General features: G+C 73.5%; 20 protein-coding genes and 1 pseudogene. 10 read left to right on the top strand and 11 right to left on the bottom strand.

Annotated elements, in window-relative coordinates; translation table 11 throughout:
- Positions 1–164: 164 nt before the first annotated feature.
- The 3 genes from JK361_RS21690 to JK361_RS21700 form a co-directional block, all read right to left on the bottom strand.
- Positions 165–917 (bottom strand): LPXTG cell wall anchor domain-containing protein, encoded by a 753-nt coding sequence (locus JK361_RS21690; protein ID WP_201820870.1) that lies wholly within the window; start codon positions 915–917, stop codon positions 165–167.
- Between the two features lie 164 nt (positions 918–1,081).
- Positions 1,082–1,642 (bottom strand): ATP-binding protein, encoded by a 561-nt coding sequence (locus tag JK361_RS21695; RefSeq protein WP_201820872.1) that lies wholly within the window; start codon positions 1,640–1,642, stop codon positions 1,082–1,084.
- 393 nt (positions 1,643–2,035) lie between these two features.
- Positions 2,036–2,413 (bottom strand): STAS domain-containing protein, encoded by a 378-nt coding sequence (locus JK361_RS21700; protein ID WP_201820874.1) that lies wholly within the window; start codon positions 2,411–2,413, stop codon positions 2,036–2,038.
- A gap of 247 nt (positions 2,414–2,660) precedes the next feature.
- Here JK361_RS21700 and JK361_RS21705 point away from each other — a divergent pair, with 247 nt between their 5' ends.
- Both JK361_RS21705 and JK361_RS21710 read left to right on the top strand, forming a co-directional pair.
- Entirely contained in the window at positions 2,661–3,557 is an 897-nt protein-coding gene (locus JK361_RS21705; RefSeq protein WP_201820876.1) for an RNA polymerase sigma factor SigF, read from the top strand.
- 431 nt (positions 3,558–3,988) lie between these two features.
- Positions 3,989–5,554 (top strand): ricin-type beta-trefoil lectin domain protein, encoded by a 1,566-nt coding sequence (locus JK361_RS21710; RefSeq protein WP_201820879.1) that lies wholly within the window; start codon positions 3,989–3,991, stop codon positions 5,552–5,554.
- Between the two features lie 672 nt (positions 5,555–6,226).
- On the opposite strand, the gene hutI is transcribed toward JK361_RS21710, so the two are convergent.
- From hutI to hutU, 4 genes are read right to left on the bottom strand one after another with little or no spacing between them, the layout of a single operon-like run.
- Positions 6,227–7,402, bottom strand: a complete 1,176-nt coding sequence (gene hutI / locus JK361_RS21715; protein ID WP_201820880.1) for an imidazolonepropionase — start codon at positions 7,400–7,402, stop codon at positions 6,227–6,229.
- A 29-nt stretch (positions 7,403–7,431) separates the two neighbouring features.
- Positions 7,432–8,769: a formimidoylglutamate deiminase gene (locus tag JK361_RS21720; RefSeq protein WP_201820881.1), complete on the bottom strand. Its 1,338-nt coding sequence runs from the start codon at positions 8,767–8,769 to the stop codon at positions 7,432–7,434.
- The gene (locus JK361_RS21725) at positions 8,766–9,983 is read right to left on the bottom strand and encodes an allantoate amidohydrolase (RefSeq protein WP_201820882.1); all 1,218 of its coding nucleotides are present in this window, start codon (positions 9,981–9,983) and stop codon (positions 8,766–8,768) included. The genes JK361_RS21720 and JK361_RS21725 overlap by 4 nt, the downstream gene beginning before the upstream one ends.
- The gene (hutU, locus tag JK361_RS21730) at positions 9,980–11,644 is read right to left on the bottom strand and encodes a urocanate hydratase (RefSeq protein ID WP_201820883.1); all 1,665 of its coding nucleotides are present in this window, start codon (positions 11,642–11,644) and stop codon (positions 9,980–9,982) included. Before hutU ends, JK361_RS21725 begins: the two co-directional genes overlap by 4 nt.
- Positions 11,645–11,794: 150 nt before the next feature.
- On the opposite strand from hutU, the gene JK361_RS21735 reads away from it, so the two are divergent.
- The 5 genes from JK361_RS21735 (at position 11,795) to JK361_RS21755 (ending at position 15,457) form a co-directional block, all read left to right on the top strand.
- Positions 11,795–13,156, top strand: a complete 1,362-nt coding sequence (locus JK361_RS21735; protein WP_201820884.1) for a type III PLP-dependent enzyme domain-containing protein — start codon at positions 11,795–11,797, stop codon at positions 13,154–13,156.
- A gap of 179 nt (positions 13,157–13,335) precedes the next feature.
- A complete protein-coding gene (locus tag JK361_RS21740) occupies positions 13,336–13,719 on the top strand; it encodes a hypothetical protein (protein ID WP_201820885.1) in 384 nt (127 codons plus the stop codon).
- Positions 13,716–14,549, top strand: coding sequence for a transcriptional regulator (locus tag JK361_RS21745; protein ID WP_201820887.1), 834 nt, complete (start codon positions 13,716–13,718; stop codon positions 14,547–14,549). The genes JK361_RS21740 and JK361_RS21745 overlap by 4 nt, the downstream gene beginning before the upstream one ends.
- A 31-nt stretch (positions 14,550–14,580) precedes the next feature.
- A complete protein-coding gene (locus JK361_RS21750) occupies positions 14,581–15,072 on the top strand; it encodes a roadblock/LC7 domain-containing protein (RefSeq protein ID WP_201820889.1) in 492 nt (163 codons plus the stop codon).
- Positions 15,073–15,082: 10 nt separating this feature from the next.
- Positions 15,083–15,457, top strand: a complete 375-nt coding sequence (locus JK361_RS21755) for a hypothetical protein (RefSeq protein ID WP_201820891.1) — start codon at positions 15,083–15,085, stop codon at positions 15,455–15,457.
- A 7-nt stretch (positions 15,458–15,464) separates the two neighbouring features.
- Here JK361_RS21755 and JK361_RS21760 read toward each other — a convergent pair whose 3' ends face one another.
- A complete protein-coding gene (locus JK361_RS21760; protein WP_307787297.1) occupies positions 15,465–16,049 on the bottom strand; it encodes a hypothetical protein in 585 nt (194 codons plus the stop codon).
- 307 nt (positions 16,050–16,356) lie between these two features.
- On the bottom strand, positions 16,357–17,199 hold the full coding sequence (locus JK361_RS21765) for a MurR/RpiR family transcriptional regulator (protein ID WP_201820893.1): 843 nt from the start codon (positions 17,197–17,199) through the stop codon (positions 16,357–16,359).
- A 454-nt stretch (positions 17,200–17,653) separates the two neighbouring features.
- Between JK361_RS21765 and JK361_RS21770 the strand changes: the two genes are divergently transcribed.
- A complete protein-coding gene (locus JK361_RS21770) occupies positions 17,654–18,103 on the top strand; it encodes a hypothetical protein (protein WP_201820895.1) in 450 nt (149 codons plus the stop codon).
- Between the two features lie 36 nt (positions 18,104–18,139).
- On the opposite strand, the pseudogene JK361_RS21775 reads toward JK361_RS21770, so the two are convergent.
- Together JK361_RS21775 and JK361_RS21780 are read right to left on the bottom strand one after the other, a co-directional pair.
- Positions 18,140–18,253: pseudogene (locus JK361_RS21775) on the bottom strand (short-chain dehydrogenase); the annotation flags it as partial.
- 379 nt (positions 18,254–18,632) lie between these two features.
- Complete coding sequence (locus tag JK361_RS21780) at positions 18,633–20,024, bottom strand: cystathionine beta-synthase (RefSeq protein WP_201820897.1); 1,392 nt, start codon at positions 20,022–20,024, stop codon at positions 18,633–18,635.
- Between the two features lie 160 nt (positions 20,025–20,184).
- Between JK361_RS21780 and JK361_RS21785 the strand changes: the two genes are divergently transcribed.
- Both JK361_RS21785 and JK361_RS21790 read left to right on the top strand, forming a co-directional pair.
- Positions 20,185–21,204, top strand: coding sequence for an SGNH/GDSL hydrolase family protein (locus JK361_RS21785; protein WP_201820899.1), 1,020 nt, complete (start codon positions 20,185–20,187; stop codon positions 21,202–21,204).
- 371 nt (positions 21,205–21,575) lie between these two features.
- Complete coding sequence (locus JK361_RS21790; RefSeq protein WP_201820901.1) at positions 21,576–22,796, top strand: acetyl-CoA C-acetyltransferase; 1,221 nt, start codon at positions 21,576–21,578, stop codon at positions 22,794–22,796.
- Positions 22,797–22,887 lie beyond the last annotated feature (91 nt).

Below are 22,887 nucleotides of genomic sequence, written 5' to 3' on the forward strand. Positions count from 1 at the left end.
GCGGGCGGCACCGGACAGGGGGCCGCTGGGCGGGCGGCGCCGGACAGGGGGCCGGTCAGCAGCGGTCGGTCAGCGGCGGTCGGTCAGTAGCAGGCCGCGCCCGGCGGTGGGCCGCTCGGCGGCGGCCGGCGGTCGACGGCGGGCGGGGTCGACGGCGGGCGGGGTCAGCGGCGGGCGGTCTGGCTTCGGCGGGTCAGCCACAGGGCGCCCGCCGCGCCGGCGAGGAGGACCGTGCCGCCGAGCGTGCCGAGGGCGACCGCGGAGTCCTCGGGGCCGGTCTGCGGGAGCTGCCCGCCGGTGGACGAGTCGCCGGAGCCGGCGGTGGAACCGGAACCGCCGGAACCGGAGCCGCCGCCGGAACCCGAACCGGAACCGCCGGAGCCGGAGGTGTCGCCGGTGGAACCGCCGGCCGCCGTCACGTCCAGGGTCAGGGACGCCTTGGGGCTGTTGGTCGGCGTGCAGGTCGTCGTCGTACCGAGCGCCTTGATGGTGAGCGTGCCCGCGGTGAAGGTCACCTTGCCGCTCTTCTTCGGCGTGTAGGTGCCGCTCAAGTCACTGATCTTGATGGGTGTGTTGGCGGGGATGGCAGTGGAGTTGGCGGGGCCGCTGACCGCGAGCGCGCCGCTGTCGGCGCCGCCCAGCCTGATGGTGGCGCTCGGGCTCATCGCCCCCTTGCCCAGTTCGACCGGGCTGGAGGAGACGCCCTTCTGCCAGGACATGGTGATCCGGTAGCCGCTGCCGCTCTTGACGCCCTTGATGTCGATCGGCGAGACGGCGCTCTTGACGCCGATGGGCGTCTGGCAGCGGTAGTTGACGTCGACGACGTCGGCGTGGGCAGCCGGTGCGGCCAGCAGCACCGCCGAGCCGGCCAGGGCCGCGGCGGACGCGAGCGCGGCGGTTCGTTTCGGGTACGACACGTTCGGTCCACCCCATTCATTCCTGACGGCGTATCAGATTCGGCCGTCAAGGTACGCCCGGGGTCGCGAGGAAGGAAGACGCGTCACACGCCGGAGTTGTGGCGGTCCGGCGTGCGTGACGGGGTGTCGGAGTGGAGACGGGGGCCCGGGGGCCGCCGGGGCGGTCAGGCGGGCGCGCCCAGCTCCGCCCACACCGTCTTGCCCGGTGCGCCAGTGACGCGGACCACGCCCCAGTCCAGGCACAGCCGCTGCACGATGAACATGCCGTGGCCGCCGGGACGCCCGGCGCGGTGCGGGTTGCGCGGGGCCGGCTGGCCGGTGCCCCGGTCGGACACCTCGATCCGGATCACCTTGTTGTCGCAGGCGAGCAGCAGTTCGTCGGGGCCCTCGGCGTGCAGGCAGGCGTTGGTGACCAGTTCGGAGACGACGAGCAGCACGTCCTCGGCGGCGGCCCGCTGATCAGCGGTGGCGGCCGGCAGCCAGCCCCACGCGTACAGCGCCTGCCGGCTGAAGTCGCGGGCGAGCGGGACCACCCCGCTCTCACCCTCCAGCCGGAGTGTGCGCACCTGCCGTCCTTGGGCCTGCGGTGCGCCCCCGGTCGGCACGGACGGCGCGGCTGCCCCCGTGGCTGCGCCGACGGCCGGCTCAGCCCCCTCGGACGCCCCGGAAGCGCCGCTGGGCTCCGGGCCGCGGTCGCCCGGCGAGTATGGCCGGGTGGTGCTCATCAGCGCTTCACCTCACCGATTCACCAGTTCATGATTCAAAAGTCCGGTCGACAGTCCGGCAGCAGTCCGGTCGAGGGCCGGGCGTCGTCCGCACCGGCCGGTCGTCACGGCGTCCGGCCGCCGGTCGGGCGCCGTCCGCCCGTCGGCCGGCCGGGATCCCGTACCCGTCCGCCGGACGCGCGTTCTGTCCAGGTCGTTCGTCCGTGCGCCCCGTCCGGGCCGCCCACCGGTCCCCCGCGGGATCCGGCGGCCGACGGCCGGCAGAACGCCTCCTGCCTTCTTCTGCCCTCTCCTGCCCGACCGATCCGGCTGAACACCCCCGTGTTCGGCGTCACACACACAACGCCGACGGGGTCCGGTGCGGGACCGGGCCGGGCGGGAGGGAGCGGCGGATCAGTCCGCACCGTCGGCCAGGGCCGCCTCCACGGAGTCGTGGACGGTGAAGACCGCCTCGGCCCCTGTGATCTCGAACACGCGGGCCACCACCGGCAGCATGCCGGCCAGGTGGACCCCGCCGCCGGCCGCGTCCGCCTTCAGACGGGCACCGAGGAGGACGTTCAGCCCCGTGGAGTCGCAGAACTCCAGGCGTGAGCAGTCCACTACGAGGCGCGAGAAGCCCTTGGCCAGAAGGTCGTCGAGGGGCTCGCGCAAAAGATCGGCGGTGTGGTGATCGAGCTCACCCGCCGGAGTCACAACGGCGCTGGAGCCCTCTTCCCGAACCTCCACCAGAAGCCGGCCCGACTGTGCGCTGCCGACCGTCCCGTGGTCCATGCCGTCTCTCTCCCGAGGTCGTGGCTGCTGATGCCCTCGAACATTACGCCTTCCATGCGCACTCCGACACCCGAACATCCGCACACAATCGGACATAGAGGCACAGAACGCACTTGCGACCCGCTCGGTGCAACGGGTAGGGCTAGTAAGGACACACATCCCGACACGCCGGCTTCGGAGGCGCCCGCACACCGCAGTGCACGTATTGGCTTCGGCAGCCATATGCCGAGAACGATGGAGGACACCCATGTCACCCCGGCTCGACGCATCGCATACCCCGATCGCGACGTCGACACCCCCACCGGATCAACTGGATCATCCCATCGATCTCCTCGACCCCATCGAGGGTCTCCCGGAGATCCCCCCGTACGACGAGATCGGCCCGGTCGACGCGCGGGCCCTGTCCAAGACACTCTTCGAGCGGCTCGAGTCGCTGGAGGAGGGGACGCACGAGTACTCGTACGTCCGCAACACCCTCGTCGAGCTGAACCTCGCGCTCGTCAAGTTCGCCGCCTCCCGTTTCCGCTCCCGCAGCGAGCCGATGGAGGACATCATCCAGGTCGGCACCATCGGCCTGATCAAGGCGATCGACCGCTTCGAACTCTCGCGTGGTGTGGAGTTCCCCACTTTCGCGATGCCGACCATCATCGGCGAGATCAAGCGGTTCTTCCGTGACACCTCGTGGTCCGTGCGCGTCCCGCGCAGGCTCCAGGAGCTGCGGCTCGACCTCGCCAAGGCGGGCGACGAGCTGGCTCAGAAGCTGGACCGCGCCCCCACGGTCACGGAACTCGCCGAGCGCCTCGGCATCTCCAACGACGAGGTCGTCGAGGGCATGGCCGCCTCGAACGCGTACACCGCCTCCTCACTGGACGCCCAGCCCGAGGAGGACGACTCCGAGGGCGCGCTCGCGGACCGCATCGGATACGAGGACCACGGGCTCGAAGGCATCGAGTACATCGAGTCGCTGAAGCCGCTGATCGCCGAACTCCCCTCCCGGGACCGGAAGATCCTCTCGCTGCGCTTCGTGGCGAACATGACCCAGTCGGAGATCGGCGAGGAGCTGGGCATCTCCCAGATGCACGTGTCCCGGCTGCTGTCGCGCACGCTGGTCCGGCTGCGCAAGGGGCTGGCCCTGGACGAGTGACCTCCGTCCGGACCGTGACAACGGTGCGGAGAACCGGACCGTGACGGCGGTCCGGGGACCCGGACCGTGACAGCGGTGCGGAGACCCGGTCCACGACAACGGCCCGGAGGCCCGGACCGTGACAACGGCCCGGAGAACCGGTCCACGCCGACGGCCCGGAGACCCGGTCCGTGGCGACGGACCCCGACGGCTCACCGCCGTGACGGGCCGTCACGGCGGACCACGGGAACGGCCTGCGGGAAGCGGCCCGGCGACAGCGCCGGGCCGCTTCGCCGCGCCCGGGACCCACCACACCGGCTGGTGGGTACCCGGCGCCCCAACCGTTATGCGGTTACCGTGGGAAACGCCTTTCCAGGGCCCGGCACCTCCACCACTATGTCCCCCCTAACTGGCCGGTGGGCCGGACGTGTTCGCAAGACGGAGGGTGCTGCATGGCTGACGGGGACGAGGCCGAGGCGGGCGGGGGTCACGAGGACACCCCGGACGCACGGCTGACGGAACTGCTGCGGACCGCGGGCCCCACGGCGTACCCGGCGCTCCAGGAGCTGCGCCGCAGGCACCAGCCGTCGGTCCTCGCCTACGCCCGGCTGTGCGCGGCGAGCGAGGCCGTGGCCCGCCTGCTGGCGGCGGAGGCGATCACCACCGCGGCCCGCGAGGCCGCCCGCGGCATCGACCCCGCCGTCCCCCTGCGGCACCGGCTGCTGCTGCTCACCGCCCGGCTGGCGGCGGACCGCGCGCGCGACGAACGCTCCGCGGGCGTCGACCCGGGACTGCTGCTGGTGCTGAGCACGGCCGGCCGGCCCGAGGGCCCGACCCCGCCCCTCCTGCCGGCGTTCCAGTCGCTGCCGTCCCACACCCAGGGACTGCTCTGGTACGGCGTCCTGGACGCGGAACCCGCGGAGCGCACCGCCGCCTTCCTCGGCCTGAGCCGCGCGGACGTCTCCTACGGCACCCCCCAGGCCGTCAAAGCCCTCGCCCGGGCCTGCCTCCAGCACCGGCTGGCCGCCTCGGACGACCCCCGCTGCGCGGACTTCCGGCGGCTGATCGAGCAGGCGGTACGGCCGGACGCCCCGCGCTACAGCGCCGACCTGGACGCCCACATGGCGCGCTGCCCGCACTGCACGGCCGCGTTCGAAGACCTGCGGGCCCTGCGGGATGCGCCGCGCCAGACCCTGGCCGACGGCCTGCTGCCGTGGTCCGGATCGGCGTACCTGCGCCAGGAGGAGCCGCCCGCGCCCCTGCCCGCCCTGGCGGAGAAGGCGAGTTGGCCGGCCTGGCGGCGCGTCCTGCTGACCTCGGTGGCCCTGGGCGTGGCCCTGACCCCGCTCCTGGTCTTCCTGCTCGCCCCGGGGCACGCCGACGACCAGGAGCCGACGGCTGCGACCCCCGCGCCCCCTCCGGTGACGGTGACGGCCACGGTCTCCGTCACCCCGTCCCCCTCCCCGTCCCCGTCACCGTCCACGTCCTCGTCGCCTTCTCCCTCTCCCTCCGCCTCCCCGGCCTCCACCGCCAAGTCCCCGTCTCCCACGCCCGCTTCACACCGGCCGTCCCCGTCGCCCCGCCGCGAGACGCCCCGCCCGACGCCCCCGCCCGCCCCGCCGGGCACCGCCTTCGCCCAGGTGGTCAACCTCGCCACGGACCGGTGCCTGGACATCCGCGACGGCGACCTGTTCGAGGGCAACGACGTGCTCACCGCCCCCTGTTCCTCCTCCCCCACGCAGCGCTGGCGCGTCGACCCCTGGCTGGGTGTGCTCCGTTCCGCGGCCGACGACGACTTCTGCCTGGACAGCCGGGGCTCGGTCGACCGGGGTGTGGGCATCTGGGAGTGCGACGCGGTCTACGGCCGCAACGGCGACAACCTCCGCTTCACCGTCGATCCCGACGGCACGATCCGCCCGTACATCGCCATCGAGACGGCGGTGACCCCGTACGGCTCGTACGGGGTGGCCCTGCGGCCGCTGAACGGCGGACGGGACCAGAGGTGGCGGGCGGGCTGACGGCGACCCAGCGGGTGGCGGCCGCCTGTCGGCGACGAGACCAACGGCGGCGGCACCGACCGACCACGACGGGACGGTCGGTGGCGGGCAGGGACCGCGACGGGACCAACGGCGGCAGTCCGACCGACCGCGAGGGGACCAACGGTGACAGTCCGACCGACCGCGACGGGACCAACGGTGGCGGGCGGGGACCGCGACGGGACCAGCGGTGGCGGGCGATGGACGGCGATGGACCAGCGGTGGCGGGCGGTGGACGGCGGAGCGGCCGCCGGGACTGGAGCGGACGGCGGGACAGCCGCCGGAACACGAGCGGACAGCGGGACGCCCGCCGGAGCACGAGCAGACAGCGGGAAAGCCGCCGGGACGGGAGCGGACGGCGGGACAGCCGCCGGAGCAGGAGCGGACAGCGGGACAACCGCCGGGACGGGAGCGGACGCCGGGACGGGAGCGGGCGGCGCGGTCGGGAGCGTTTCCGGTGGTTCCGCGGCGGAGCCCGCCTGACCGGCGCACCGCGCCGGCCGACGGCGCCGTGCGGCACACCGGGCCCGGCCGTGCTTCCCGACCGGCGGCCCGGCTTGCCGACCGCCGGCCCGGCTTGCCGACCGCCGGTCGGGCGACGCGGGCAGCCGGTCGGGCGGCGCGGGCAGCCGGTCGGGCGACGCGGACAGCCCGTCAGACGACGCGTACGCCCCTGCGCCACACCCCGCTGACCAGCGGCACTCCCGGCCGGTAGGCCAGGTGGACATGGCTCGGGGCGTCCAGCAGGGTCAGGTCGGCGCGGGCGCCCGGGGTGACACGGCCGATGTCGGTGCGGCGCAGGGCGGCCGCACCGCCCGCCGTGGCCGACCAGACCGCCTCGTCGGGCGTCATCCGCATGTCGCGCACGGCCAGCGCGATACAGAAGGGCACGGACGACGTGAAGGACGAGCCCGGGTTGCAGTCCGTGGACAGGGCGACCGTGACCCCCGCGTCGAGCAGGCGGCGGGCGTCCGGCCACTCGGCGCGGGTGGAGAACTCGGCGCCGGGCAGCAGGGTCGCGACGGTACGGCCGCTCGCGAGGGCGTCGACGTCCGCGTCCGTGAGGTGGGTGCAGTGGTCGGCGCTGGCCGCGTCCAGCTCGACGGCCAGCTGCACGCCGGGGCCGTAGGAGAGCTGGTTGGCGTGGACGCGCGGGTACAGGCCCTTGGCCTTGCCGGCCGTCAGGATCGCGCGGGCCTGGTCGCCGTCGAAGGCGCCCTTCTCGCAGAACACGTCGATCCAGCGGGCGTGCGGCGCGCAGGCGTCCAGCATCTCGCCGGTGACCAGGGCGACGTAGGCCGCCGGGTCGTCGGCGTAGTCCGGGGAGACGATGTGCGCGCCGAGGTACGTCACCTCGTCGGTGTGCTTCGCCGCGAGGCGCAGCGCGCGGGACTCGTCCTCGACCGTGAGGCCGTAGCCCGACTTCGTCTCGAACGTCGTCGTGCCCTGGCGCAGGGCCTCGTCGAGGTACCGGGTGAGGTTCGCCTCCAGTTCCGCGTCGCTCGCGGCCCGGGTGGCCGCGACCGTGGTGCGGATGCCGCCCGCCGTGTAGGAGCGGCCGGACATACGGGCGTTGAACTCCTGCGTCCGGTCGCCCGCGAAGACCAGGTGCGAGTGGGAGTCCACGAAGCCCGGCAGCACCGCCCGGCCGGCCGCGTCGACCCGGTTGTCAGTGGCGGGTGCTTTGCTTGACTCACCGGTCCACGCGATGCGGTCACCGTCGATGACGACGGCCGCGTCCTGGATCAGACCGAGGGGGGAACCGTCGCCGAGGGAGGGGTCGTTGGTGACCAGGGTGGCGATGTTGGTGATGACGGTGCTGCTGCTCATGATGTCGTCCTCGTGGGGGTCGGCGTTCCTCAGCCCCGCAGGGCTTCGACGGCGGCGGCCAGCGCCTGCGGCACATCCGGCACGAGCGTGTGCGCCCCGTCGCGTACGACGTGCCGGCCGCCCACGACCGTGTGCCGTACGTCCGCCGCGCTCGCCGCGAATACGGCCGTCTCGGCGCCCAGCCTGGGCAGCGGCCCGGCCGTCCTGACCGAGTCCAGGGCGACCGTCGTCAGATCGGCGAGCGCGCCCGGCTCGATGGTGCCGGCCTCCGCCCAGCCGAGGGCGGCGTGACCGTCGGCGGTGGCGGCCCGCAGGAGTGCCGCGGCCGTCCAGTGGCCCCGGGTGCGGGTGCGCAGCCGCTCGTTCAGCTCCATCGCGCGCGCCTCTTCCAGCAGGTCGATGACGGCGTGGCTGTCGGAGCCGAGGGAGAGCGGGGAGCCGGCCCGCTGGAGGGCGACGGCCGGACCGATGCCGTCGGCCAGGTCCCGCTCGGTGGTGGGGCACATGCAGGTGCCGGCGCCGGCGTCGCCGAGCAGGGCGATGTCCTCGTCGGTGAGGTGGGTGTTGTGCACGCCGGTGGTGCGCGGCCCGAGGACACCGTGGTCGGCGAGCAGCCGGGTGGGGGTGCGGCCGTGGGCGGCGAGGCAGGCGTCGTTCTCGGCGGTCTGCTCCGACAGGTGCACGTGCAGCGGGGCCCGCCGCTCCTCGGCCCAGCGCGCCACGGTCCCCAGCTGCTCGGCGGGCACCGCCCGTACGGAGTGGATCGCCGCACCGATCCGCGCGTGGTCCCGTTCCTTGAGAACTGCACAGCGTTCGGCCCAGGCCTCCGCGCCGCCGTCGGAGAACCGCAGCTGCTCGGCGCCGGGCGGCGCCCCGAAGCCCGAGGAGAGGTAGCAGGTGTCGAGGAGGGTGATCCGGATGCCGGCCTCGGCGGCGGCGCTGATCAGCGCCTCGCCCATGGCGTTGGGGTCGGCGTAGGGGGTGCCGCCGGGGGCGTGGTGCACGTAGTGGAACTCGCCGACACAGGTGATGCCGGCGAGCGCCATCTCGGCGTACACCGCGCGCGCCAGGGCGTGGTAGGTCTCCGGGGTCAGCCGGTCGGCGACGGAGTACATCACCTCGCGCCAGGTCCAGAAGGTCCCGGAGCCGACCTGGACGGTGCCGCGCAGCGCCCGGTGGAAGGCGTGCGAGTGGGCGTTCGCGAGGCCCGGCAGGGTGAGCCCGCGCAGCACCTCCGCGCCGGGCGGCGGGGCGGGCGAGTCGGTGCGGACGGCGCTGATCCGGCCGTCCGCGGCCTCGACCACGACTCCCGGCTCGACGTGGGTGCCGAGCCAGGCGTGCTCCAGCCAGTAGGTCCGCGTGGTCACCTGCAAGCCAGCCCTTCCAGTACGTCGGCGAGTGCGCGCACCCCGGCCACGCAGTCGTCCTCGGCCGCGAACTCGGCCGGGGAGTGCGAGACCCCGGTGGGGTTGCGTACGAACAGCATGGCGGTCGGGATGTGCCCGGAGAGGATCCCGGCGTCGTGTCCCGCACCGGTGCCGAGGACCGGCACCTTCAGACCGGTGTCCTTGCCCAGGATGCGGCCGAGTTCGTCCCGCAGGGCGTGGTCGAACTCGACGACCGGGGTGAAGGACTCCCGGACGACGTCGAGGTCGATGCCGTGGACGTCCGCGTACTCGCGGGCCGCCTTCTCGATGCCGCCGACGACGGTGTCCAGGGTGTCCTGGTCGGCGGCGCGCGAGTCGAGCCAGCCGCGCACCAGGGAGGGGATGGCGTTGACGCCGTTCGGCTCGACGGAGATCTTGCCGAAGGTGGCGACGGCGCCGACGAGTTCGGCCTCGCGGCGGGCGGCGAGCACGGTCTCGGCGTACGACAGCATCGGGTCGCGGCGGTCGGCCAGCCGGGTGGTGCCCGCGTGGTTGGCCTCCCCGCGGAAGTCGAACCGCCACCGCCCGTGCGGCCAGATGGCGCTGGCGACACCCACCCGGTCGCCGGACAGGTCCAGCGCGCGGCCCTGTTCGACGTGCAGCTCCACGAAGGCGCCGATCCGGGCCAGCCGCTCGGGGTCGGGCCCGATGGCCTCGGGGTCGTATCCGGCCGCCTCCATGGCCTCGGGGAGGGTGACTCCGTCGCCGTCGGTGAGCCGGTGGGCCTGCTCGACGGTCAGCTGCCCCGCGGTGAGCCGGGAGCCGACACAGGCGAGACCGAACCGGGCGCCCTCCTCGTCCCCGAAGTTGACGAGGGCGAGCGGCTTGTCGAACTGCACTCCCCTGCCGCGCAGTTCGTCCAGGGCGGCGAAGGACGACACGACCCCGAGGGGCCCGTCGAAGGCCCCGCCGTCCGGGACGGAGTCCAGGTGGGACCCGGTGACGACGGCGTTCCCTGCGGCCGGGTCCCCGAGCCAGGCCCACTGGTTGCCGTTGCGGTCGACCTCGTACGCCAGCCCCCGTGCCTCGGCCTGCTCCCGGAACCAGGCCCGGCAGTCGGCGTCGGCCGCGGTCCAGGCGAAGCGGCGGTAGCCGCCGGAGGCGGAGCTGCGGCCGATCGGCAGCAGCTCCGCCCACATGCTGTGGAAGGTCACGCCTGGTCACCCTCGCGCATCGGCACCCGGACCCCGCGCTCCTGCGCGACCGACTCCGCGATGTCGTAGCCGGCGTCCACGTGCCGGATGACACCCATACCGGGGTCGTTGGTCAGGACGCGCCGGATCTTCTCGCCGGCCAGCTTCGTGCCGTCGGCCACCGTCACCTGGCCGGCGTGGATGGAGCGGCCCATGCCGACGCCGCCACCGTGGTGGATGGAGACCCAGGACGCGCCGGAGGCCACGTTGACCATGGCGTTCAGCAGCGGCCAGTCGGCGATCGCGTCGGACCCGTCGAGCATGGCCTCGGTCTCGCGGTAGGGCGAGGCGACGGAGCCGCAGTCGAGGTGGTCGCGGCCGATGGCCAGCGGAGCCGCCAGCTCGCCGGAGGCCACCATGTCGTTGAAGCGTTCGCCGGCCTTGTCGCGCTCGCCGTAGCCGAGCCAGCAGATGCGTGCCGGCAGGCCCTGGAAGTGGACCCGCTCGCCGGCCATCTTGATCCAGCGGGCCAGGGACTCGTTCTCCGGGAACAGCTCCAGCATCGCCTTGTCGGTCTTCGCGATGTCGGCCGGGTCGCCGGACAGGGCCGCCCAGCGGAAGGGGCCCTTGCCCTCGCAGAAGAGGGGGCGGATGTAGGCGGGCACGAAGCCGGGGAAGGCGAACGCCCGGCTGTAGCCGGCCAGCTGGGCCTCGCCGCGGATGGAGTTGCCGTAGTCGAAGACCTCGGCGCCGGCGTCCATGAAGCCGACCATGGCCTCCACGTGCTTCGCCATGGACTCGCGGGCGCGGGTGGTGAAGCCGGCCGGGTCCTTGGCGGCGGCGTCGGCCATGTCCTCGAAGGCGACGCCGACCGGGAGGTAGGACAGCGGGTCGTGGGCGGAGGTCTGGTCGGTGACGATGTCGATGGGGGCGCCCATCGCCAGCAGCTGCGGGACCAGCTCGGCCGCGTTGCCCAGCACACCGATGGAGAGCGGCTTGCGCTGGTCGCGGGCCTCGGTGGCCAGCTGGAGGGCGTGCTCCAGGCTGTCGGCCTTCACGTCCAGGTAGCGGTGCTCGATGCGGCGCTCGATGGCGCGCGGGTCGCAGTCGATGCAGATCGCGACGCCGTCGTTCATGGTGACGGCCAGCGGCTGGGCGCCGCCCATGCCGCCGAGGCCGGCGGTGAGCGTGATCGTGCCGGCGAGGGTGCCGTCGAACTTCTTCGCGGCGACCGCGGCGAAGGTCTCGTAGGTGCCCTGGAGGATGCCCTGGGTGCCGATGTAGATCCAGGAGCCCGCGGTCATCTGGCCGTACATGGTCAGGCCGAGCTGCTCCAGACGGCGGAACTCCTCCCAGTTGGCCCAGTCGCCGACCAGGTTGGAGTTGGCGATCAGGACGCGCGGGGCCCACTCGTGGGTCTGCATCACGCCGACCGGGCGGCCGGACTGGACCAGCATGGTCTCGTCCTGCTTGAGGGTGCGCAGGGTGCGGACCATGGCGTCGAAGGAACGCCAGTCACGGGCGGCCTTGCCGGTGCCGCCGTAGACGACGAGCTTGTCGGGGTGCTCGGCGACCTCGGGGTCGAGGTTGTTCTGGAGCATCCGCAGGGCGGCTTCCTGCTGCCATCCCAGGGTGCTCAGTTCCGTGCCGCGCGGTGCTCGTACGGGGCGGGGTCCCGACATCGTCTGCCTCCTCCATGCCTACGTCTATTCACATCCTGACTCGCTGAATAGAGCTAGTCAATACGCCGGGGCGGCTCCATCCGGGCGTCGCGGGTGTTTGGCTGGAGGCACCGGTAGCCGACACGGGACGGGGAAGCCGTGGAACACGACATGGATCGCGAGGCACGGGAGCGTGCCGCCCGCCGCGACCGGGCGGTGCGGGCCGCGGTCGAGCAGGGGCTGCTCGGGACGGACGCGGCCGTGGTGGGACTGCTGGACGTCGTCGGCATCCAGCGGGCGGCGGCGGACCTGCGGGCGGCCTTCGACGCGGTCACGGCACCCGGCACCCCGGTGCTGCACGCCTTCGCGGTGAAGGCGACCCCGCTGGTGCCCGTGGTGCGGCTGCTGCACGAGGCGGGCATCGGCGCGGAGGTGGCGAGCCCCGGCGAGCTGGCGCTGGCCCGGACCGCCGGGGTGCCGCCCGCCCGGACGGTGCTGGACTCGCCCGCGAAGACCCCGGCGGAACTGCGCGAGGCGCTGGCCCTCGGTATCGCCGTGAACGCGGACAACCCGCAGGAGCTGGACCGCCTGGACGCCCTGGTCGGGTCCGCGCCCACCCGGTCCCCGCTCGGCCTCCGGGTCAATCCGCAGATCGGCGGCGGCACGATCGGGGCGACCTCGACGGCGACGCGGACCTCGAAGTTCGGGGTGGCGCTGCGGGACGAGGGGGCGCGCGCCTGGGTCGTCCGGGCGTACACGCAGCGGCCGTGGCTGACCCGGCTGCACGCGCACACCGGCTCGCAGGGCATCCCGCTGTCGCTGCTGGCCCAGGGAGTGGCCGAGGTGTACGCGCTCGCGGAGGAGATCAACGCCGCCGCCGGACGGCGGCAGGTCGACACGGTCGACATCGGCGGCGGGCTGCCGGTGAACCTCGCGTCGGAGGGGACGACACCGTCGTACGCGCAGTACGCCCGGCTGCTGGCCGGGCGGGTGCCGGGGCTGTTCGACGGGCGGTACGGGCTGGTGACCGAGTTCGGGCGGTCGCTGCTGGCCAAGCACGGAACGGTGGTGGCCCGGGTGGAGTACGCCAAGACCGCGGGCGGGCGGCGGATCGCGGTGACGCACGCGGGGGTGCAGGTGGCGACGCGGACCGTGTACGCCCCGGGCACCTGGCCGCTGCGGATCGCCGCGTACGACGCCACGGGGCGGCCGAAGGCGGGCCCGGAGGTGGAGCAGGACATCGCCGGGCCGGCCTGCTTCTCCGGCGACCTGCTCGCCGAGGGGCGCGCGCTGCCGCCACTGGAGCAGGGCGACTACGCGGCGGCGCTGGACACCGGCGCGTACTACTTCGCCCACCACTACGCCTACAACTCCCTCGCCCGGCCGGGCATCCACGGCTACGCGCCGGACGGCGACGGCGGCACGGTCTTCGCGACCGTGCGGGAGGCGCAGACCGTCGCCGAGGTGGTGGCGGAATCCGGCGGGGCGCACACGTCCGCACTCACCACCCTGCGGGCGCCTGAGCGCCGTTGACGCACTCCGGCCGCCCCTCGAACAAATGGTTCAACGGCGGTTGGACACACCTCAGTTGACCAACACTAGTACGCCGGAAGCACGTTCCACCGGAAAATGCCAAAGGCCTCACTCCCCGCGCACACGTTGCGTAGTGTCAACGTCACTCAGCCGGAGTCCCAGGCGGGAGGGGAGCCACGGTGCCCGGAATCGACGAGTGCCTACTGGAAGCGATGAGGCTGCCCGGTGCCCGGGGGGCCTCACTGGTGGACTGGACCAGCGGACTGGCCCTCGGCACGGTCGGGGACGCCCCCGGCGGCGATCACGAGACGACCGCCGCCGAGGCCGCCGAACTGGCCCGGATAGCCGCCGAACACGGCACCTTCGCCGCACACGGCGATGAACCGCCACCGCTGGAGGACGTGATCATCAGCAACGGTGACAGCTACCACCTGCTGCGGTTCGTGGACACGTCCTTCGACAGCAGCGTGTTCCTGCACCTGTGGCTCGGCCGCGAGGAGGGCAACCTCGCGCTCGCCCGCATCCGGCTCGGCGAGATGGCTTCCCGGCTGGTGCTGGGATGACCATGGTCAGAACCACTCCGCCGGCCCTGCCCGTGCGGGACAAGCAGAACACGCGCGCCCTGTCCCCGATGCTGACCCGGCTCGCCGAGGAGCGGGCCACCGGCGTCCTGGTCCGCGAACACGGCGTCCTGTACCTCGCCGAGGGGCGGGTGGTGCACGCGGAGAGCCCCCACGCCCCCGGCCTGGACGTACTCCTCACCGCCCACGGCACCCTCGCGGGCGCCGCCTGGCAGCGGGCCGCGGCCCGGACCCCGGGCCCCCTGCACGCGGCCGAACTCCTGCTGGACTCGGGGGTGCTGCCCACCGGCGCGCTGGAGCTGTGCCACCTGGACGCGCTGTACGACGCCGGGTACTTCGCACTGGCACCGAGCAGCACCCCGGGCCGCTTCCGGTACGACTCCGCGCCCCGGCTCGGCCCGCTGCCCTCGGTCCCGGTCGTCGCGCTGGAGCGGGAGACGCTGCGCCGCCGCCTGCTGCTGCACCGGCTGTGGCCCGACCCGGCCGCCGACAGCGCCCCGCTGATCCGCGCCGACCCGGCCGCGGGCCGCACCCCGGCAGCGGGCCGTGCCCCGGCCGCACCGGTCGCGCCCCGGCAGCGGGCCGTCCTGGACCGCGTGGACGGCCTGCGCACCGCCGCCGACATCGCCCGGAACCTGGGCCGGCAGGCGTTCCACACGCTGGTGGACGTGCGCCGGCTCACCGCGGCCGGGCACGTCTCGCCGACGGCACCGGCGCCACCGGTCACCGCACCGCTCCCGCCCCACCCGGTCACCACCGACCCCGACATCGCGCTGCTGAAGAGGCTCAGGGATGCGCTGGAGGCGCTTTGAACGGCAACCCGCCGCCGAGAGGAGACACCTGATGGTGGCCGAAGACGACCTGCAGACCGTCCTGGACGAGCTGCGCCGGCTGCGCACTCGGGTACCCCAGCTCACCGGCGCGCTCGCGGCGGGCGTCGACGGGCTCGTCGTCGCCCACGACACCCCCGGCGTCGACCCGGAGGGCCTGTCCGCGCTCACCGCCGCGGCACTCGGCGTCGCCGTACGCGTCGCCGACGCCACCGGCAACGGCGGCTTCCGGGAGCTGCTGGTGCGCGGCGAGCGCGGCTACATCGCCACCTACGCGGCAGGCCGCACCGCTGTCCTGACGCTGCTCGCCCAGGACCGGGTCAACGTCGGCCGGCTGCACCTGGAGGGCCGCCGCTCCGGCGCCCGCATCGGGGAGCTGCTGGACGCCGCCGAGGCCGCCGCCCGGGCCGTACCCACGGCCGCCCGGATCCCACCCGCACGGACCCGCACCGCACGCGCGCCACGCACCACGACCGCCGAAACACGCACCACGTCAGACAGTTGAGAGGATCACCATGGCCAACACCGAAACCGCACTGAAGGAAGCCCTCACCTCCATCGAGGGCGCCACCGGCGTCGCGCTGGTCGACTACACCAGCGGGATGGCGCTGGGCACGATGGGCGGCAGCAAGAGCTTCGACCTGAACGTGGCCGCCGCCGGCAACACCGACGTGATCCGCGCCAAGATGCGCACGATGGAGATGCTGGGTCTCAAGGGCGACATCGAGGACATCCTCATCAGCCTGTCCGACCAGTACCACCTGATCCGCCTGCTCAAGAGCCGCGGCGGCAACGGGCTGTTCCTGTACCTCGCGCTGGACTCGAACCGGGCCAACCTGGCGATGGCCCGGCACCAGCTGAAGAAGATCGAGGAGGACCTGGAGGTCTGACGGAGGCTCAGACCACGGCCGCGGTTCGGCGGCGCGCCCCGCCCGGGGCCGCGTCGCCGGCCGCGACACCCGTACCGCGCAGGCCCTTCACGGCCCTGCCCGCCGGGCGCCCGCCGCGCCGGTCGAGCCAGTCGACGCGCACCCACAGCAGCGTCTCGCCGTCCCGCTCCAGCCGCCCGAGCCAGGCGGCCTTCAGCCGCAGCCCGGCGCCGAGCCCGGCCAGCAGCATGCCGCCGGCCGCGGGCACCGCGAAGGCGGAGCCGAACGCGACCGCCCAGCCCAGCAGCAGCCACCAGCGGTGACCCCGGCGCCAGGTGCGGACGGTCACCGCCCGGTCCTGGAGCACGTCGTACTTGCCCGCGCGGGCCGCCCCGCGGGCGAGTGCGGCGTACCGGCCCCGGCGGACCAGCGCCACGCCGGCCGCGCCGATCAGGAACAGCGCCGCCCCGGCCAGCACGCCGATCCGGCGCCCGGTCAGTCCCTCCGGTGCGGCACCGATCCCCGCGGCGGCCACTCCGAGCCACCACAGCGGGGCGGCACCCGCCCGTACGACGACGGCCACCCGAGCCAGTCCCTGTCCTCCGCGCGTCACGTCGGCCTCCCGTGTCACGTGTCTCCACAGCGCATCCGTCCCGCGGGACGCTAGCGGCGAAACGTGAGACGAATCTGAGAGCGCCGGGGACGGGTCATCCGACGAACGGCCCGCGAGTGGCGGGAACCGTTCACCCGCCGCGGAACCCGCGAGCGGCGAGGGCCGCCGTACGGCGAAGCCCCTGGGAACGGCGGGGACCGGTCACTCGACGGGACAACTCGGGGACAGGTCTCTCGACGGACAGCTCAGGGACCGTCACTCGACGGACAGCTCGGGGACCGTCACTCGACGGACAGCTCGGGGACCGTCACTCGACGAAGAGACCGCGGGTCGCCGCCCGGGCGTCGAACTCCTCCAGCCGGGCCTGGGCGTCCGGCAGGTCGTCGCAGAGCGCCTCCAGCAGCACCCGGCCGAGCAGCATCGGGGCGCAGGCGGTGTCGAACGCGAGCCCGGTGCCGACCGCGGCGGGCAGCAGCAGGTCGGAGTGCTTGGCGACCGGCGCGAACGCCGAGTCGGCGACCGTGACCACGGTCAGGCCCGCGTCCTTGGCGTAGGCGAGGGTGTCCACGACCTCCCGCGGATGCCGGGGCAGCGCGAAGCACAGCAGGGCGGTGGCGCCGGCCCGGACCGCGGCGTCCACGCGGTCCTGGATCATCGTGCCGCCCTCGTGCAGCAGCCGGACGTCCGGGTGGACCTTGGCGGCGAAGTAGGCGAAGCCGTACGCCTGGGAGGCGGCGGCGCGCAGCCCGAGCACCGGCAGCGGGCGGGAGGCGGCGAGGATCCGGCCGGCCCGCTTGACCGGGCGTGGGTCCGCGAGCAGCTCGGCCAGGTGCCTGAGGTTCTCGATCTCGGCCTCGACGGCCTGCTGGTACTCGTTGTAGGCACCGGCCTCGGCGGCCGGTTCGGCCGGGACGACCTCGCGCAGGTGCTTGCGCAGCGCGGGATAGCCGTCGAAACCGAGGGCGACCGCGAACCGGGTCACCGACGGCTGGCTGACCCCGGCCAGTTCGGCCAGCTCCACGCTGGAGAGGAAGGGCACGTCGGCGGCCCGGCGCACCATGCTGTGCGCGATGCGACGCTGGGTCGGCGTGAGCCGGTGACCCTCGAAGAGCGCCTGCAACCGGTTCGCAGGGCTGTCGTTCGCGCTCATGACGTACTCCCCCTCCAGATCTCCTCGACGCCCCGGGAGAGTACAGCGCCGAGGCGTCGGCAGACACCGGCGGCCTATTCAGACAATGTGTCGCTGCATACCGTTATACAGCCCGGCGGAGGCACAACGCATGGCCCGGCCGGCGGAACGGCGCTCCACCGACGTCGCCCCGCCCCTGCCCGCGCCACCGAACCGGCTGGCCGCGCCGGCCTCGGAGGCTGCCCCGGCCCGCACGCGGCGGCTGCCCCGGCCCCAAACCCGGCAGGCGCCCCAGCCCGCACGCGGTGTCTGCCCCGGCCCCAAACCCGGCAGGTGCCCCGGCCCCGGGCCGCGGTGGCTGTCCGATCCCGGACTCGATGGCTTGCCCCGGCTCCGGAACCCGGTGGCTGTCCGGCCCCGGAAAGGGGGGCTGACCCCAGTGCGGCGCGGACGGGCGCTCCCTAGGCTGACCGGCATGAACACTCTCGAACCGCGTGACGACGTCGACCTCGGGAAGGATCCCGACCTCAGGAAGGACCTCGCCGCGACCGTGCGGGCCCGCAGGGAACTGGGCGACGACTACGACTCCGCCCTGGTGGACTCCTTCCTGGAGAAGGTCGAACACCGGATCGGTGACGCGGTGGACCGCCGGGTGCGGCGGCAGCTGGCCGAGCGGCAGATGGTGGCGGCACGCGAGTCCCGCCGGCCGAAGTCGGCCGACTCCTGGGCCGAGCGCTACGGCTTCGCCCTGATCACGCTGGTCATGGCGATCCCGCTGTCCGCGATCGCCGGCGCCCTCGCCGGGCTGGCCGGGATGGTGGTCACCTGGATCGGCATCATCGGCGTCAACGCGGTGCAGGCCGTCCGCCTCAACCCCGAACTGCTCGGGCGCGGCGGCCCGGGCCGGTCCGCCGAGGACGGCTGACCGGGAGGACGACGGAGCGGACCGGCCGTCCGGGACTCACGCCTGCCGGGTCGGCAGCACCACGATCTGGCGGAGGTTGACGTTCCGGGGCCGGCTCGCGGCGTAGGCGACGACGTCCGCGACCTCCGCCGGCGACAGCGCGCCGATCGCCACCGGGGCCGCCCCGGCCGCGAAGCGGCGGAAAAGAGATCCGCGGGGACCGCCGCACCCCCGTTGCCGGGGGGCGGGACGACGGCGGTCCCCGCGCGGGACGCGGGCCGGGTCAGGGCCGGGCTTGCGCGTCCGTGGCGTCCATGGAGGTCCGGGAGCCGCTCCGGAGGTCCTTGGCGCCGTACGGCGCCGGCCCGGACGGGGAGCCTCCCCCAGTGCTTGATGCCTGGGAGGAACCCCCATCGCCCTGCCGACACCCACTAATGTGCCGGACCCGTGTTAAGCGTGTGCTGCGCGCACATGACACGCTCGTTCCACTTCCGCGAACCGCGTCTCCTCGCAAGTCCACCGCGGGCACGAGCGGTTGAGCGGCCGTTCGCTACTTGTTGCCGCCCTTGGCCAGGAACGCCAGCAGGTCCTGACGGCTGACCACGCCGGTCGGCTTGCCCTCGACCAGGACGATCGCCGCGTCCGCCGTGCCCAGCACCTGCATCAGGTCGCCGACCGGCTCGCCGGAGCCGACCTGCGGCAGCGGGGCGCACATGTGCTTCTCCAGCGGGTCCTCGAGCGAGGCCCGCTTGCTGAACAGGGCGTCGAGCAGCTCCCGTTCCACCACGGAGCCGACGACCTCGGCGGCCATCACGTCCGGGTGGCCGGCGCCCGGCTTGACGACCGGCATCTGCGAGACGCCGTACTCGCGCAGCACCTCGATGGCCTGGCCGACGGTCTCCTCGGGGTGCATGTGCACCAGGGAGGGGATGGCGCCGGCCACCTTGTCGTTCAGGACGTCGGCGACGCGGGCGCTGGGGCCCTCGTCCTCCAGGAAGCCGTAGTCGGCCATCCACTCGTCGTTGAAGATCTTGCTGAGGTAGCCGCGGCCGCTGTCCGGCAGCAGGACGACCACGACGTCGTCCGGGCCGAGCCGCTCGGCGACCTCCAGCGCGGCCACGACGGCCATGCCGCAGGAGCCGCCCACCAGCAGGCCCTCCTCCTTGGCCAGGCGGCGGGTCATCTGGAAGGCGTCCTTGTCGGAGACGGCGACGATCTCGTCCGCGACGGTGCGGTCGTAGGCGGTCGGCCAGAAGTCCTCGCCGACGCCCTCGATCAGGTACGGCCGCCCCGACCCGCCCGAGTACACCGAGCCCTCGGGGTCGGCGCCGATGACCTTGACCTTCCCCTGGCTGGCCTCCTTGAGGTAATTGCCGGTGCCGGAGATGGTGCCGCCGGTGCCCACGCCCGCGACGAAGTGGGTGATCTTCCCCTCGGTCTGCTCCCACAGCTCGGGGCCGGTCGAGTGATAGTGCGAGAGCGGGTTGTTGGGGTTGGAGTACTGGTCGGGCTTCCAGGCACCCGGGGTCTCACGGACGAGCCGGTCGGAGACGTTGTAGTACGAGTCGGGGTGCTCGGGGTCCACGGCGGTCGGGCACACGACGACCTCGGCGCCGTACGCGCGCAGCACGTTGATCTTGTCGGTGCTCACCTTGTCGGGGCACACGAAGATGCACTTGTAGCCCTTCTGCTGGGCCACGATGGCAAGACCGACACCCGTGTTCCCGCTCGTCGGCTCGACGATCGTGCCGCCCGGCTTGAGCTCCCCGCTCTGTTCGGCGGCCTCGATCATGCGCAGGGCGATGCGGTCCTTCACGGAACCGCCGGGGTTGAAGTACTCCACCTTGGCCAGGACGGTCGCCTGGATGCCCTTGGTCACGTTGTTGAGCCGCACCAGCGGGGTGTCGCCGACGAGGCTGATCATCGAGTCGTGGAATCGCACCGTTGTCTCCGGTCGCTGCAAAAAGATGTGTTCGTAGTGGTGCCGCCAGCCTAAGGCCAGCTGTGTGGCGAGGAGGGCCCTTCACTCAGCGTCGAGATTGGCACACGGCCTGTACGGGGCAAGGAGTGGTTGTACGGCTACGAGGAGGTGGCGGCGACGCATGACGAGCATGTCGAGGGCGAGGGTGGCCCGGCGGATCGCGGCCGGGGCGGCGTACGGCGGTGGCGGGGTCGGTCTGGTCGGCGCGGCGGCGGTCGGACTGGTGCTGGCGGAGGTGCGGCTGGCGCGACGGCATGTGGGCAACGGCAGCAGCGGCCGGGTGCCGATGGCCGACGGGGTGTACGGACACGCGTACGACATCCCCGGCGGACAGCCCCTCCGGCTGACCATGCTCGGCGACTCCACGGCGGCGGGGCAGGGCGTGCACCGGTCGGGCCAGACGCCGGGGGCGCTGCTGGCGTCCGGGCTGGCGGCGGTGGCCGAGCGCCCGGTGGAGCTGCGGAACGTGGCGCTGCCCGGCGCGCAGTCCGACGACCTGGACCGCCAGGTGGCCCTGGTGCTGTCCGCGGTCTTACCGGTCCCCGACATCTGCGTGATCATGGTCGGCGCGAACGACGTGACCCACCGGATGCCGCCGACCCGTTCGGTGCGGCACCTGGCGACGGCGGTGCGGCGGCTGCGCACGGCGGGCGCCGAGGTGGTGGTCGGCACCTGTCCCGACCTCGGCACGATCGAGCCGGTGCAGCAGCCGCTGCGGTGGCTGGCCCGCCGGGCGTCCCGGCAGCTGGCGGCGGCCCAGACGATCGGGGTGGTGGAGCAGGGCGGCCGCACGGTGTCGCTGGGCGACCTGCTCGGCCCGGAGTTCGAGGCGAATCCGCGTGAGCTGTTCGGGCCGGACAACTACCACCCCTCGGCCGAGGGCTACGCCACGGCGGCGATGGCCGTGCTGCCCACGGTGTGCGCCGCGCTGGGCCTGTGGCCGGCGGACGAGGAGCGGCCGGACGTCTCGCGCCGCGAGGGGTTCCTGCCGGTCGCCCGCGCCGCGGCCGAGGCGGCGTCGGAGGCGGGCACGGAGGTCACCGCGGCGATGCCGACGGGGCCGCGCGGGCCGTGGGCGCTGCTCAAGCGCCGGCGCCGCCGCCGGGTGCCGGAGGCCGAGCCGGCGACCCCGTCGCTCTGACCCGCCCACCCGCCCCGGCCGGCCGAACGGCGAGAGGGCCGCAGCGGCCGACCGGGAGGGGGCGGGGCCGGCTCGGGCGGCCGGAGGCTGGGGCCGGACACCTCGGGCGGCTGGGGAGGCGCCGAGTAGGGGCGGCTTGGGCGGAAGCCGGGCAGAGGGGGCTTCATCCGGAGTTTCGGCCGGTCGTGGCGGGTGGCGGGTAGGCGGAAGGTCTGGGGCTTCGAGGGGTGGAGCCCCTGGAAGGCCGAGCCGGGCAAGCAAGCGCTTAGTAAATTGCGGCCAGTGTCACACCGCGACACCGGTGACCTCTCGACTACGGCCGGGTAACTTCCCACCTGCCCTGCCCGAAAATTTCCGCCACTGGAGCCGTGATGCCCGAAGCCGTCATCGTCTCGACCGCCCGTTCCCCGATCGGCCGCGCCTTCAAGGGCTCCCTCAAGGACCTGCGCCCCGACGACCTGACCGCCACGATCATCCAGGCGGCCCTCGCCAAGGTCCCGGAGCTGGACCCGCGGGACATCGACGACCTGATGCTCGGCTGTGGTCTGCCGGGCGGCGAGCAGGGCAACAACCTCGGCCGGATCGTCGCCGTGCAGATGGGCATGGACCACCTGCCGGGCTGCACGATCACCCGCTACTGCTCCTCCTCGCTCCAGACGAGCCGCATGGCCCTGCACGCCATCAAGGCCGGCGAGGGCGACGTCTTCATCTCGGCCGGTGTCGAGATGGTGTCGCGGTTCGCCAAGGGCAACTCCGACAGCCTGCCGGACACGCACAACCCGTTCTTCGCCGAGGCCGAGGCCCGTACCGCCGCGGTCGCCGAGCAGGAGGGCACCACCTGGCACGACCCGCGCGAGGACGGCCTGGTGCCGGACGCGTACATCGCGATGGGGCAGACGGCGGAGAACCTGGCCCGCTGGAAGGGCGTCACCCGCCAGGACATGGACGAGTTCGGCGTCCGCTCGCAGAACCTCGCCGAGGAAGCCAACAAGAACGGCTTCTGGGAGCGGGAGATCACCCCGGTGACCCTCCCCGACGGCACGGTGGTCGGCAAGGACGACGGCCCGCGCGCCGGCGTCACCCTGGAGGGCGTCTCCGGCCTCAAGCCCGTCTTCCGCCCCGACGGCCTGGTCACGGCCGGCAACTGCTGCCCGCTGAACGACGGCGCCGCCGCGGTCGTCATCATGAGCGACACCAAGGCCCGCGAGCTGGGCCTGACCCCGCTCGCCCGGATCGTGTCCACCGGCGTCTCCGGCCTGTCCCCCGAGATCATGGGCCTCGGCCCGGTCGAGGCCTCCCAGCAGGCCCTGCGCCGCGCCGGCCTGACCATCGACGACATCGACCTGGTCGAGATCAACGAGGCCTTCGCCGCCCAGGTGATCCCCTCCTACCGGGACCTCGGCATCGACCTCGACAAGCTGAACGTCAACGGCGGCGCCATCGCCGTCGGCCACCCCTTCGGCATGACCGGCGCCCGCATCACCGGCACGCTCATCAACTCCCTCCAGTTCCACGACAAGCAGTTCGGCCTGGAGACGATGTGCGTCGGCGGCGGCCAGGGCATGGCGATGGTCATCGAGCGCCTCAGCTGACACACCGTCCGTAGCGGGCCATGCACGTTACGTCGCAGAAGGGCCCAGAACCTGGGAAACACCAAGGTTTTGGGCCTTTCCGTGATCCAAT

It is taken from the genome of Streptomyces musisoli (assembly GCF_016741855.1).
Taxonomy (GTDB): Bacteria; Actinomycetota; Actinomycetes; order Streptomycetales; family Streptomycetaceae; genus Streptomyces; species Streptomyces musisoli.

Excerpts from the sequence above, each read along its gene's own strand:
- JK361_RS21695 (WP_201820872.1), bottom strand. The coding sequence starts at position 1,642 with ATGAGCACCACCCGGCCATACTCGCCGGGCGACCGCGGCCCGGAGCCC.
- JK361_RS21700 (WP_201820874.1), bottom strand. The coding sequence starts at position 2,413 with ATGGACCACGGGACGGTCGGCAGCGCACAGTCGGGCCGGCTTCTGGTG.
- JK361_RS21705 (WP_201820876.1), top strand. The coding sequence starts at position 2,661 with ATGTCACCCCGGCTCGACGCATCGCATACCCCGATCGCGACGTCGACA.
- JK361_RS21710 (WP_201820879.1), top strand. The coding sequence starts at position 3,989 with ATGGCTGACGGGGACGAGGCCGAGGCGGGCGGGGGTCACGAGGACACC.
- hutI (WP_201820880.1), bottom strand. The coding sequence starts at position 7,402 with ATGAGCAGCAGCACCGTCATCACCAACATCGCCACCCTGGTCACCAAC.
- hutU (WP_201820883.1), bottom strand. The coding sequence starts at position 11,644 with ATGTCGGGACCCCGCCCCGTACGAGCACCGCGCGGCACGGAACTGAGC.
- JK361_RS21735 (WP_201820884.1), top strand. The coding sequence starts at position 11,795 with ATGGATCGCGAGGCACGGGAGCGTGCCGCCCGCCGCGACCGGGCGGTG.
- JK361_RS21745 (WP_201820887.1), top strand. The coding sequence starts at position 13,716 with ATGACCATGGTCAGAACCACTCCGCCGGCCCTGCCCGTGCGGGACAAG.
- JK361_RS21750 (WP_201820889.1), top strand. The coding sequence starts at position 14,581 with ATGGTGGCCGAAGACGACCTGCAGACCGTCCTGGACGAGCTGCGCCGG.
- JK361_RS21755 (WP_201820891.1), top strand. The coding sequence starts at position 15,083 with ATGGCCAACACCGAAACCGCACTGAAGGAAGCCCTCACCTCCATCGAG.
- JK361_RS21765 (WP_201820893.1), bottom strand. The coding sequence starts at position 17,199 with ATGAGCGCGAACGACAGCCCTGCGAACCGGTTGCAGGCGCTCTTCGAG.
- JK361_RS21770 (WP_201820895.1), top strand. The coding sequence starts at position 17,654 with ATGAACACTCTCGAACCGCGTGACGACGTCGACCTCGGGAAGGATCCC.
- JK361_RS21785 (WP_201820899.1), top strand. The coding sequence starts at position 20,185 with ATGACGAGCATGTCGAGGGCGAGGGTGGCCCGGCGGATCGCGGCCGGG.
- JK361_RS21790 (WP_201820901.1), top strand. The coding sequence starts at position 21,576 with ATGCCCGAAGCCGTCATCGTCTCGACCGCCCGTTCCCCGATCGGCCGC.